10 protein-coding genes are annotated in these 12,369 nt (G+C 44.4%); 2 read left to right on the top strand and 8 right to left on the bottom strand.

The window, feature by feature from the left end; all coding sequences use genetic code 11:
• Nucleotides 1–66: 66 nt before the first annotated feature.
• From AAC033_RS10580 to AAC033_RS10550, 7 genes are all read right to left on the bottom strand, one after another.
• Nucleotides 67–594, bottom strand: coding sequence for a DUF308 domain-containing protein (locus tag AAC033_RS10580; RefSeq protein ID WP_339737844.1), 528 nt, complete (start codon nt 592–594; stop codon nt 67–69).
• Between the two features lie 209 nt (nt 595–803).
• Nucleotides 804–1,235: a hypothetical protein gene (locus AAC033_RS10575; protein ID WP_339737842.1), complete on the bottom strand. Its 432-nt coding sequence runs from the start codon at nt 1,233–1,235 to the stop codon at nt 804–806.
• 62 nt (nt 1,236–1,297) lie between these two features.
• Nucleotides 1,298–2,653 carry a sigma-54 dependent transcriptional regulator gene (locus AAC033_RS10570; protein ID WP_339737841.1) on the bottom strand — a complete coding sequence of 452 codons (1,356 nt, stop codon included), beginning with the start codon at nt 2,651–2,653 and terminating at the stop codon, nt 1,298–1,300.
• 122 nt (nt 2,654–2,775) lie between these two features.
• Nucleotides 2,776–5,214, bottom strand: a complete 2,439-nt coding sequence (locus AAC033_RS10565) for an ATP-binding protein (protein WP_339737839.1) — start codon at nt 5,212–5,214, stop codon at nt 2,776–2,778.
• Between the two features lie 140 nt (nt 5,215–5,354).
• The gene (locus AAC033_RS10560; RefSeq protein ID WP_339737837.1) at nt 5,355–6,305 is read right to left on the bottom strand and encodes an MlaD family protein; all 951 of its coding nucleotides are present in this window, start codon (nt 6,303–6,305) and stop codon (nt 5,355–5,357) included.
• A 12-nt stretch (nt 6,306–6,317) separates the two neighbouring features.
• Nucleotides 6,318–7,046 (bottom strand): ATP-binding cassette domain-containing protein, encoded by a 729-nt coding sequence (locus AAC033_RS10555; RefSeq protein WP_339737835.1) that lies wholly within the window; start codon nt 7,044–7,046, stop codon nt 6,318–6,320.
• Between the two features lie 10 nt (nt 7,047–7,056).
• Nucleotides 7,057–7,842, bottom strand: coding sequence for an ABC transporter permease (locus AAC033_RS10550; protein WP_339737833.1), 786 nt, complete (start codon nt 7,840–7,842; stop codon nt 7,057–7,059).
• 337 nt (nt 7,843–8,179) lie between these two features.
• On the opposite strand from AAC033_RS10550, the gene AAC033_RS10545 reads away from it, so the two are divergent.
• Entirely contained in the window at nt 8,180–10,153 is a 1,974-nt protein-coding gene (locus AAC033_RS10545; RefSeq protein WP_339737831.1) for a putative porin, read from the top strand.
• 20 nt (nt 10,154–10,173) lie between these two features.
• Nucleotides 10,174–11,607 (top strand): transporter substrate-binding domain-containing protein, encoded by a 1,434-nt coding sequence (locus AAC033_RS10540; RefSeq protein ID WP_339737829.1) that lies wholly within the window; start codon nt 10,174–10,176, stop codon nt 11,605–11,607.
• Here AAC033_RS10540 and AAC033_RS10535 read toward each other — a convergent pair.
• Complete coding sequence (locus AAC033_RS10535; protein ID WP_339737827.1) at nt 11,594–12,229, bottom strand: CoA pyrophosphatase; 636 nt, start codon at nt 12,227–12,229, stop codon at nt 11,594–11,596. The genes AAC033_RS10540 and AAC033_RS10535 overlap by 14 nt on opposite strands.
• Nucleotides 12,230–12,369: the final 140 nt, after the last annotated feature.

Raw genomic sequence — 12,369 nt, 5'->3', positions numbered from 1 at the left:
CTATTTATAATTTCGAATCAATTCAGAGAAGGTGCCATATTCGATCGCAACAAATAAATCCGGCAGCTACGCCCGTTTTTGAAAGACAACGGATAACAGATTAACGATGCCATAAGCCAAGGCAAAAGCTCCGATCAGCGTTGCCAGTGCCATACCGCCACGCAAAGGCTCAAAAATTAGCACGAAACCAAACGAAAGAGCAATGATACTATTCAAAAACAAACCCCAACTGGTCAGGCCTGCTTTCCGCAACGTGTTAAAAGAAAAAGCCATCAGTAATCCTCCAATGAGTGCCCAAATAGCCAGAATAACAACGAAAAACGAAATGGTGCCACCCGGATTATAAAGAATCAGCAAACCAATCCCAACATCGAAAAAAAGCTCCAGCAGCATGGAAGGATTGCTTCGTTGATTTCTCGACAATAAAAGGATCAAGCCCGCCATACCACCTTTCACAAGCAACAAAACAGCAACCAGCCGGGTCACGGATACGAGGGTGAATCCAGGATAAAATAAAAGGCCAAGTCCCAAAAGAATCATGATCATACCTTTCATCAATCCAATTGAACTTTTGTTTATTTTTCCTTTTTCCATTCGTCAACTATCTTAATGTTTATCCATAACAATAACTACCTGGCCAAAGGTAATCGTTCCTGCAAATTATTCTTTTTCGTGCTGCGATTTACAAAAAATCCTTTCGCAAAGGTTCCAACACCGCACAATTTTGTAAAACATTTCAGAAAGTTTTCACCTGCCCCTGCGAAACTCCGAGCGCCGCGTTGTTGTGCAAAAACATCCACAGACTAATGAGGGGAATTGTCTACACCCTTACCGGCAATTAACACTTCAATAAAATCAGATGGCACAGGCTTTTCAAGGTAGGCACTAACAAAGGAATACTGCATGGCGAGATCCCGATTTTTCTTACTGCCAGAGCTGGACAAAATAAAAACTTCGGGTGTCTCCATATTGGCTACAATTCGTTCAAAACGATCCAAAAAGGCTGTTGCATCCATGTCGGACAAGTGAATGTCAATCAAGATATAATCCGGAAATTCATCACTCAAATGCTGATGTTTGAGTTTTTCTAAATAACTCAACAAGCCCGAAGCCTTCCGGAAGCACTTGATCTGCTCTTTTAATGTCTGTTCCTTTAACTTACCCCCTTCAATTCTGAAACAGCCGAGGGCATCATCAACAATAGCTATTTTCTTTAATAAATTTGATTGCCGCATTTTCCGTCCTCCTCAATGACTCGAAATGCCCAATATCTGTTCCAAAGAAACATTGGGATCAATCAGATTTCAATACCGTATTGTTTGATTTTATTGTAGAGTGTTTTGCGGTCAATTTTTAACAGACGGGCAGCTTTTGATTTATTAAATCCAGCCTCTTCAATGGTTCTCATAATCAGTTGCTTTTCGAATTCGGATGAAGCGTCTTTCAACTTCGATTCACCAATTTCCACGTTTTCGCTGTTTACATCTGAATCAGATGGGTAAACAATTTCACGTGGGAGACAATCCTTGGTAATCTCTTGACCGGGAGCCATCAATGCGGCTCGCTTGATCACATTTTTCAATTCCCTGAGGTTTCCGTGCCATGGGTATTTTTGCAGGACCAACTCGGCATCAGCACTTATTCCGTCAATGCGAAGTTCCAACTCTTCGTTTGAGGCGCTTAAAAAGTATTTTGCAAAAAATAAGATATCTTCTTTTCGCTCGCGAAGTGCGGGAAGATTTATCTTAAACTCATTGACCCGGTGATACAAATCTTCTCTGAAATTATTCTGATTGACTTCGTCAAGCAAATCGTCGTTTGAGGCTGTAATGATTCGAACATCAACCTTTTGAGCTTTGTTTTCCCCAACCCTTGACACGGTCCGTTCCTGCAACACGCGAAGCAAACGAACCTGGATGTCGTAACTCAAATTTCCGATTTCATCCAGGAAAAGGGTGCCGCCGTTGGCTTGCTGAAAAACACCTTCTTTATCTCGGACAGCACCGGTAAATGACCCTTTAATGTGTCCAAACAGTTCACTGTTAGCCAGATCCTTGGGGATGGCTCCACAATCGAGCGCCACAAAGGGTTTGTTGTTTCGTTTGCTGTGCTGATGAATAAACCGGGCAATATATTCTTTGCCAGTACCTGTTTCTCCCTGAATCAAAACAGACATGTTAGTGGGTGCCACCCTCCGTGATAAATTGATGACTGACCGCATGTTGTCACTCTTGCCCATGATAAAGTCGCCATCGGTGTAAATATGATCTTGTTTTTTACGGACTTCGAGCTTATCTTGAGTCAGTTTTTGCCTGATTAAAGCCAGAAGTTCTTCTTGCTGGAGGGGTTTGGTGATATAATCCTCTGCCCCCATTTTCATCAGCTTAACAGCCTGACGGATATCGGCGTAAGCCGTAATAATAATCACAATGGTTGATTGGGCAATGGCTTTAATCTTTTGAAGCAACTCCAAGCCATCTGTGTCGGGCAATCGAAAATCGCAAAGGACCAAGTCGAACTGCCCATCTTTGATGGCTTCCATCCCACTTTTGCCGGAAAAAGCTGTTTCCACTTTATACCCGTTGCTGCTCAGTTGCTTTTTTAGGATTTCGCAAATAAACGTATCATCATCAATGATCAATATTTTACTCATATAGCTGTAACTGTTATGGTCGCCGACCTATTTTATATTTTTTTGATCGCTTTAGATCAAGTATTAACGACTCAAAAAAAGACATTATAAGACGTTGAAAACTCTCCACACATGCCAATTTATTACTTCAGTTGATCATCTTCCTGTTGAAGCTTTTTGACTTGTTCTATCACTTCCTCCACCAAAACCAGCACATGTTTGGTTCTTGCAGAAAGGGTCGTGTAATCTTTGTCACGCAATGCCAGGTCTTCCATTTGTTCAAGCTGCTCAACCAATTCACTCAATCCAAAAAATTTGAACGATGGAATAGCCCGATGTGCCTTTTCTCCCAAACCAGACCAATCTTCGCTTTTTGAAGCTATGTTAAATTCTTCTAAAAGACTTTTCGAGTTTCTTACAAATGTATCAATCATTTTATTAAAAAACTCACGATCGCCATTGGATGTTAACCAAAGATTTTCTGTGTCAATCTCATTGCTCTTGCCAGGCAGCGTCATCTCAAGATCCTCTGCTTCTTTTTTGTTTCCGCCATTGCTGATCAGCTTCAGCACATTACAAATCTTGTTATACAATTCCCGCTCTTTAAATGGTTTAAGTACATAGCCATTAAAGCCATGATTCATGTAAAGCTTGATGTCGCTTTTGAGCACGTTGGCTGTTACCGCCAGTGCATCTATTTTATGATTGGGATTGTTCTTATCCTTCCTGATTTCATGAATAACTTCCAGTCCATTCATTTTTGGCATGTGAATATCCAGCAGAATGATGTCATATCGATTCAGTTGTAGGAAATTCAAAGCCTCCTCGCCGTTTCGTGCCAACTGAAAATCAGCCTTCCAGTTCGACAAAACCGTTTCGGCAAGCAAGAGGTTATACTCATCATCGTCGGCAAATAAAATCTTCTTCCCCTCCAGCATGTTTTCACGAAGCGAATAATGGCTTTCATGTTCAGCCTGTTCTTGTTCTCCCGCTTTCTGAAACGGCAGCGTTACTGTAAACAAACTTCCGCGTCCCACTTCGCTTTCAACCTGAATCCGCCCGTCCATCAACTCAACCAGCTTTTTACAGATGGTTAATCCCAACCCGGCTCCTTTGCGTTTCTTGTCCAGATTAGCGGACGATTGTGTGAACTCATCGAAAATGACCGGTTTCAGCTCGGGTGATATGCCCATGCCGGTATCTTCAACGTCTATGCGCAGAACCATTGTTTGCTCGTCTTCTTTTTCCAAAACACAACGCAACTCAACCATGCCGACATCCGTGTATTTCAGAGCATTCGACATAAGATTGATCACCACCTGTCGCAAGCGGAAAGGATCGCCAACGAGTGTATCTGGTATTTTAGGATCGATTTGGACTGACAGCCGCAATTTTTTTTCATTTGCCCGGATGATAAATGAATTGTAGATCACACTTAAAATTTGGGTCAGGTTAAAAGCGATCTTATCGATATGGACTTTTCCCATTCCAAGCTTAAACAGAATCAGGATCTCATTAACCAGTGAGAGTAAATGCTCCGATGAGTCGTTGATAAAACGGACAAAGTCTTCTTGTTTCTTATTGAGTTCTGAATTGGCCAGCTGCTCGGCAAACCCAACAATCGCGTTTAACGGTGTACGGATCTCGTGGCTCATATTAGCCAGAAAAACTGACTTCGCCTGATCCGCTTTTTGGGCGTCATCCTTGGCTTTTTTCAGGTGTGCCTCCACCTCTTTATCTTTGGTTACGTTCTGTACGATAGCCGTTCCACCAACAACTTCACTGTAAAAATTCTTGACGGGGGTAGCCCATATATAATACACCTGATCCTCCATCCGGATTTCGCCGTCGGCCATTTCGCCGCTGAGAGCTTTACGGTAAAAGGGAAACAAGCGTTTGTGTACTTTTTCATCAAATGCCTCGAAGAGAGTTTTCCCGGCAAAATAGCTGTTTGACAATCCGAAGCGCTCTTTTTCGCGCCCACCGGCTAGTACGTAACGGTAATCGGTGTCAAATAGAAAAACATCAATATCGGGCAAATTATCAATGACAATTTGCTGGTAGTTTTTGATGTCCGTCATGGTGGTGTTGGCGAAGTTGACGCCAGCCATGATCAACTCTTCGCCAGCCTTCTCCGAAAGCAATTCAAGACTAATACGGGCCGCCAGCGGAATGCCCTGAGTAGAGTGAATGATCGTTTCAAACTCCTGGCTTTCTTTGGTAGCAAGTAATCGATCGATCATCTGCGAAAAAACATCTTGCTCCTCGATTTTTAACAGGTCAGAAATGTCTAAGGCACCACTTTTCCCGGGATAAAAAAGATGATCGAAGATACCGGTGTACTTGTAAACTTTATAAGTGGTATCGAATATAAAAATGGCTTCGTGCCTCACCGATTCGGGCATGGCTGGCTGGCTGCTTAATGGGTAACCGAGCTTGGCCGACTTGACTTTATTGCTGAGCAAATCCAGCAGTTCATCCAACTCCATCAGCGATTCCACATCCACATCAACATCACCATTTTTTAGTTGGTTGATTATTCCGGCAATTTCTTCTATTTGTTTTCCCAGTTTTTTATTCATCTGTTGCTGGCGGCTTAACGACTTTTTACCTTAGCCATTCGATTTTTTTAGTATTACTTTAAACGGTATCATTCCAGATTGCCGCAATTGTTTTAACATATCAACAAAATGTTCGAATCAAAGTTTTTAGGGTCCCAATTTTAATTTGCCTCTTTGTTCTTTTTGTTTCGGCCCGAAAATAGGTTTAAAATCCAGCTTTTTCGGATGGTTTCAGCCGTTCTGGCCACCTCATCAATCCCGTGGCCAGCTTTAATCAAAGTGGTATCCAGATGTTGTGCCATTTCGTCATCATACACCAATCGGTTTAGCACACCGCCGCCTTCGTTTAGTTCTTTACTGAACAGCAGCATTTCCATGGTCACCGAATCGGCCCGTGTTGCCATTTGCTTCAGGTGACTTAGGGTGAATGTCAATTCATGAGTGATTGCCGTGTCGTTCACCAAACGCCCAAGGTCGCCTTCGCCACGGTTCACTTTCCCTGTAATTGCTTTGGCATTTTTAGTAAAAGCCAGTAGCTCGTCCCCCGCTTGGCTCAATTTAGTTGTAATGGAATTTTCATTGATCAACCTGGCCAAATCACCATCGCCATTGTTAATTTTATCACTCATTTCCAACAGGGCTTTCGATACCATTCGGCCATCATCAATAATCTTCCGGGCTTCCTGAATCATTTCTTCAACATCAACCGGCTTAATGGAGGTCAGCCGTTCGTAATCATCCACACTCCCGGTCTCGGGCGATCCCGGGTGAATAATCACCATTTTACTGCCCATCAGCCCTTCGCGCCCGATTTCCACTTTGGAGTCTTTCCGGATAAACTCCCTAACCTTCTGATTGATGAGCATTTCAACTAAAATAGTGGAGTCTGAAATAATCTCGACATTGGAAACCGTTCCCACACCGATGCCGGAATACTTAACTTTGTTCCCTTCCACCAGTCCTTTCACATCGGAAAAATGGCTGGTGATGGTAAAGGTTGATGAAAACAGGTTTTGTTTGCTTCCCAGGTAATATACCGCCATTATAAACAACAGTAAGCCAATGGAAACCAGCATACCCAACTTCAACGGACGACTTTTAAACTTACTCATAATACTATCTTTTTAACTGAAATAGGCTTTAACTTCCTGATCATCACTTTCGCTTAACGCGCTGAAAGTACCCTCTGCATAGAACTTTCCATCCTTCATTATTTTAAGCTGATTGGCTGTCATCTTTGCGCATTTCATATCGTGTGTAATAATGATGGAGGACGTATTGTATTTCTCCTGAACCTGCAGGATGAGCTCACTGATTTCACCTGAAGTCACAGGGTCAAGGCCGGTGGTCGGTTCGTCATATAAAATAATCCGCGGTTTCAGAATCAAGGTTCTGGCTAGCCCAATCCGTTTCTTCATTCCTCCGGAAAGCTCAGCCGGCATTTTGTTTATTGCCTCTAATAAGCCCACATTTTCGAGCGATTCTTCAACCAGTTCCCGAAGCTCTTTCTTGTTCTTTTCCAGCTGGGTACGCCTGATTTGAAACTCAAGATTTTCCCTGACCGTCATTGAGTCATACAGAGCACCCCCCTGAAACAGGTAACCCACCTTCTTACGGGTATCATTCAGTTGTTCATCATCCATTCTAAGAATATCGTTGCCGAGCACCAGAATCTCGCCTTTGTCGGCCTCTATCAGTCGGACAATGCATTTAGTGAGCACCGATTTGCCAGTCCCTGACTTTCCCAGAATCGCGAGATTTTCACCCCGCACCAATTCCAGATTGATATCTGTCAGGACAGGTAGGTTGTTGAAGGCTTTCTCCAGATGTCTGATTTCAATTACTGTTTCCATAGAGTTGGTATTAAAAGCCATAAATCAATTCTGAAAACTGAACGGCAATCAGGTCGATAATGAAAATCACCAGCGAAGCGGTTACCACTGCCGAATTGGCCGAAAGGCCCACCGACTCAGTGCCCCGGTCGGCAGTGTAACCTTTGTACGATCCGATCAGGCCAATGAAAAATCCGAAGAAAATAGTTTTAATGGTTGCCGGAACTACATCGGCAAAGCTAAGCGAGTCGAAAGCTTGCGAAAAGAACAACCGCAAAGAAATGTCTTCGCGCATATTCAGAGCAGCAAAAGATCCCAGCAAGCCAACTGCATCAGCGAAAAAAACCAGTATCGGCACCAAAATGGTTGTTGCCATCACTCGGGTTGCCACTACGTAGTTTAAGGGCTTAGCCCCTGAAACTTCCATGGCATCCAACTGTTCGGTCACTTTCATGGCCCCCAGCTCAGCCCCGATTCCGGAGCTTATTTTTCCGGCACACAGCAGGGCGGTAATCACCGGGCCAATTTCACGAATGATCGAAATGGCAATCATGCCGGGTAGAAGTGATTCGGCTCCAAAATCAACCATTACCGGACGACTTTGCAACGTGAGCACCAGTCCCATGATAAAACCTGTGATTGCGATCAGCGGGAGTGTTTTATTTCCAATGTAGTAGCCCTGCTTGATCAGTTCTTTGTACTCCAAGGGGGCCGTAAAAAACTGCCGGGTGACTTTGCCCGTAAACAGTAGGATATTTCCCACTTCGGTAAAGAAACCGTCAAGCGAATGCTGTATGTCGTTTTTTAATGCTTCCATTCCGCTTTTCTACAGCTAAGCAAATATCATTCTAGCTGGTTCGCCAAGACACAACCAAGGGATAAATACATCGCAAAACACTAACTGGCAGGAGTTAATGAATGTGTCAACATCTGAAAACCCTCAAAATTCCAATTGTAGATAATTCTGCAACCTTGTAGATAAACAGCCACAGGTTTTCGGGTGCGAGGCAAACAACATTTCTCAATTACAGGAGTTCGAATTAACAGCTGGTGACAAGCCCGGAAACGATCATTCCGGTACCCAATAATGATGTTTAACTTTTTTAAGCGTAAAACTCAATCAAACTTTGACTTTTAATTATCTTTGCCCCTGCATGTTTCAGAAGATACAGTTAACCATATGGATTTTACTGGGTGGAGTAAGCCTCTTATTTGCCCAGGGAGAATTAAGGAATTTTGGCGGCTTTAATGCTGAAAGCACCTTGCAGAGCAATGATAGTCTGGAGACGGACCAGTACGAGCATAATGAACATATTCCGTCCTTCATTCGAAGTTGGGAATTGAAAAACTACGGTGCGCTCATGGAAGAAACCGAGGTGGACACTGCCCTGAATTTTTTCCACTTGTACAACCCCATATACCAAAACAGCATCAGCAATACGTTTACCGGCAACTTGGGCGGCGCTTATCAATCAAATAATTTTTTCAAGCGAAAGGGCGATTCGGATTTTTATTTTTACCGGGCCTTCGACGTCTATTCCAAATTTCCGTCCGATATCCGGTACTTCAACACCACAACGCCTTATACGCTGCTGGACTACAGTCAAAGCGAGAATAAAAATATTCAGAATGAAACCCGATTCAATGTGTTTCACTCGCAAAATATCAACCGCGATTTTAATTTCGCCTTTCTTTACGACCAATCAAAAGCAACGGGGCAGTACGAATACCAGGAAAACAAGTATCACACCATCGGGTTTTACTCCAGCTACGAGTCAAACAACTGGGTATCGCACTTCAACTTGCTTTTCAACAGGATCCGGAACATGGAGAACGGCGGGTTGACCGATGACAATCCGGGCCTAAATGAATACTCAGAAACCGATATCTACATTGTCAACCTGGATGAAGCCAACACGTCTATCAACAACAATACGATTTTTTGGAATACCGAATACCGGCTGGGAAAAACCATTGAGGTGGAAGATTCGTTGGGAAATATCGTGGATGAATTTATTCCGAGAACCGGTTTTTTTTACGAGGTAGAGTATTCGGGGAACAAAAAAATCTACACCGATACTGATGAGGCATCCAACCGACAATTTTACAGAAATACCTACATCGATTCAACGGCTACCAATGATACCATTGGCTACAACCGGCTGACCAACGTCTTCCAACTGAGGTTTTATGAGGCTCCCGATCGAAAATTTACCTTTACCACGCGAGCCTTTATTGGGCACGATCTCATCCGCATTAAAATGCCAGTGGACACCGTGCTGCAGAAATTCAAACACAGCAACACCTTTGTAGGCGGGGGGATATCGCGCGACGAAGGCGTTTTCTGGAAATGGGGCGCCCAGGGAAAACTCTACCTGACCGGCTACCGTTCGGGCCAAACGGAATTAGGCGCGTTCATCTACAAGCCCATCCGAATTGGCAATGATACTACGAGCTTGAAAATATCAGGCGAATTGAACACCATCGTGCCTGATTATTTTGAGCAGCGATTTAGTTCCAACCATTATGCATGGAATAATCGTTTCGACAATATTAATGAGATGATTGTCAATTCAGAAATTCATTCTCAAAAATACAAATTGACACTGGGAGCCAACTACGCCCTGATTGGCAACTACATTTACAACGATGCCGAGGCGCTTCCCCGTCAAGGAGGTTCGGAATTGCTCGTGCTTTCAGCTTACCTGAATAAGACCATTGAGTCGAAGCATTGGCTGTTACGCGGACAGGTAATCTGGCAAAAAGCCAACCAGGAACAATACCTGCACCTGCCCGATTTTAGCACCTACTTCAGCATGAACTACAAAACTATCATTTCCAAGGTTTTATACACACAAATAGGAGCCGACATTCGATACAACACCGAGTTTTACGCGGATGCTTACGATCCGGCAACAGGTCGCTTCTATTGGCAAAATCAAGATAAAATTGGTAACTTTCCCTTCGTTGACGCCCACATCAACCTGAAACTAAAGCGTACCCGGTTATTTTTTCAATGGCTGAATGCCGCATCGGGTTTCTTGGATGGTGGATTTTGGGCCGCACCGAATTACCCGCTATACCGAAGAACATTCAGGCTCGGAGTTGCCTGGACGTTCTACGATTAGCCGAAAGTTACGAAACAAGCATGAGTAGAAACCAGACATACATTCCGTTTATTGCCCTTATTTTGGTCGTCCTTCTTTTTTCCTGTAACGGAAGAAAAAACCGGAAAGATGATGAGTCATCAGCCAGGAAGAACGACCTGACGCGAATCATGAAATCGGGCCAGCTACGGGCCGTGGTTGACTACAACTCAACCAACTACTTTATTTACCGCGGAAAACCAATGGGCTTTAAGTACGAACTACTGAAGCATCTGTCCGAAGACATGGGTGTTCAGCTGGAGATCTCGGTCAGCAACAACCTGCAGGAAACCTTTGAAGGCCTTCAGGATGAGCAGTACGACCTGGTTGCTAAAAACCTGACTGTCACAAAAAAACGAGACGAGATCATTGCCTTCACACTCCCGTTAGAACAAACCCGGCAGGTGTTGGTGCAACGCAAACCTGACAACTGGCGAACTTTGCCCCACCATGCCTTGGAAGATTCCTTGATTCGAAATCAACTCGATTTGGCCGGAAAGACTATTTATGTCCAAAAGAATACCGCCTATTACCGGCGCATGGTCAACCTCTCGGACGAAATCGGGGAAGAAATTGACATTGTACAGGATTCGATTTATGGGGTCGAACAACTGGTTTCGATGGTGGCCAATGGCGAGATTGACTATACGGTGTGCGACGAGAACGTTGCCAAAGTCAATCAAACTTTTTATCCCAATCTCGACATTAGCACGCCAGTCAGCTTCCCGCAAAACATTGCATGGGCCGTACGTAATGGTTCGGAGGAATGGCTGAAATACCTCAACAACTGGATTCGCAACTTTCGGAAAACAACCACTTACGCAGTGTTGTACAACAAATATTTCGAGAACAGTCGCTCCAGCACGATGGCCAGCAGTGGCTACCATTCCATTCGCGACGGCAACATATCGCCGTTTGATGAGATGATAAAAGATGCCGCCCAAAGAGCCGGACTGGACTGGCGGTTTCTTGCGGCCATGATCTACCGTGAATCACGGTTTGACCCGGACGCTGAATCGTGGGCCGGAGCCTACGGACTGATGCAGATCATGCCTGAAACAGCCGATTTGGTTCGAATGAATGAATATGAGGAGCCGGAACAAAATATCCGGGTTGGTGTGCGCCTTTTAGAATGGCTCAATAAGAACCTCAAGCCCGACGTCCCCGATTCGACCCAAAGGGTTAAGTTTGTGTTAGCTGCCTACAATGTGGGGCTGGGGCATGTAAAAGATGCCCAGCGCCTGGCTGAGAAATACGACAAAAACCCGGAAATTTGGGATGACAACGTCGATTATTATTTGCTAAACAAATCGGCATCGAAATTCTATAGCGACCCGGTGGTCCGCTGGGGCTACTGCCGGGGCGAGGAACCCTATAACTACGTGAACCGGGTGCTGGAAACTTACCGCGACTACCGGAATATTATTGCAGAGTGAGGCTGCCTTCTTTCAGTATTTCAAAAAATTCGGCTAAAATCATGGCTGTGGCTCCCCAAATAATTTCCCCTTCGTATGGATAATACGGCACCCTTAATCGTCCACGGATGGTATCCATTTCGGTATGCGCAATTCGCTCTTCCTGTAAAAACTCCTGCACCGGAAGCAGGATCAGCTTTTCAGCTTCGGCCTCATTCAACACAAAGTTGGGTTTGTGATCGACCCAACCCACATAAGGGAAAATGGTGTAGCCGCTAACGGGAATAAATAACTGTGATAACATGCCCAGCAAGCGAATATCGAGCGGCGAAATGCCCACCTCTTCCTGCGCTTCGCGCATGGCAGTCAGCTCAGGGCTTTCGCCCTCTTCAATTCGTCCGCCCGGAAAACTGATTTGCCCCGGATGGTTTTTCATATTCGGGTTGCGGCGCGTCAGGCAGGTATAAATCCGCCCCTCGTGCGGAAATAACAACAGCAACACGCTGCTGTATTTCACTTCAGACATCTCATTGAAATTGGCCGACAGTTTCCGGCCTGGCGGAAGCATCTTCCGGTGCGCTTTTTCGCCCGGCAAATCGCTTTGGAGCAATTGTTGAATATGTTGTATGAAAGGGTATCCCATAGTTTCTAAAGTCACTGTATAATTGCCGATTCGCCACTTCATCCAATAGCGAAAATTCACCAGTACGAAGTAAACGACAAATTTAAAGACCGTACCTATATAAAAAAGTTTCGGCCAAAAAGTTTTACGAATAAATAACC

This window comes from uncultured Sunxiuqinia sp. (assembly GCF_963974515.1).
GTDB lineage: Bacteria > Bacteroidota > Bacteroidia > Bacteroidales > Prolixibacteraceae > Sunxiuqinia.
This window is presented reverse-complemented; position numbering and strand designations above follow the sequence as displayed.

Bases quoted from the DNA above. Each gene is read 5' to 3' on its own strand.
- AAC033_RS10540 (WP_339737829.1), top strand. From the start codon at position 10,174: ATGAGTAGAAACCAGACATACATTCCGTTTATTGCCCTTATTTTGGTC.
- AAC033_RS10555 (WP_339737835.1), bottom strand. From the start codon at position 7,046: ATGGAAACAGTAATTGAAATCAGACATCTGGAGAAAGCCTTCAACAAC.
- AAC033_RS10545 (WP_339737831.1), top strand. From the start codon at position 8,180: ATGTTTCAGAAGATACAGTTAACCATATGGATTTTACTGGGTGGAGTA.
- AAC033_RS10560 (WP_339737837.1), bottom strand. From the start codon at position 6,305: ATGAGTAAGTTTAAAAGTCGTCCGTTGAAGTTGGGTATGCTGGTTTCC.
- AAC033_RS10575 (WP_339737842.1), bottom strand. From the start codon at position 1,235: ATGCGGCAATCAAATTTATTAAAGAAAATAGCTATTGTTGATGATGCC.
- AAC033_RS10535 (WP_339737827.1), bottom strand. From the start codon at position 12,229: ATGGGATACCCTTTCATACAACATATTCAACAATTGCTCCAAAGCGAT.
- AAC033_RS10570 (WP_339737841.1), bottom strand. From the start codon at position 2,653: ATGAGTAAAATATTGATCATTGATGATGATACGTTTATTTGCGAAATC.
- AAC033_RS10580 (WP_339737844.1), bottom strand. From the start codon at position 594: ATGGAAAAAGGAAAAATAAACAAAAGTTCAATTGGATTGATGAAAGGT.
- AAC033_RS10550 (WP_339737833.1), bottom strand. From the start codon at position 7,842: ATGGAAGCATTAAAAAACGACATACAGCATTCGCTTGACGGTTTCTTT.
- AAC033_RS10565 (WP_339737839.1), bottom strand. From the start codon at position 5,214: ATGAATAAAAAACTGGGAAAACAAATAGAAGAAATTGCCGGAATAATC.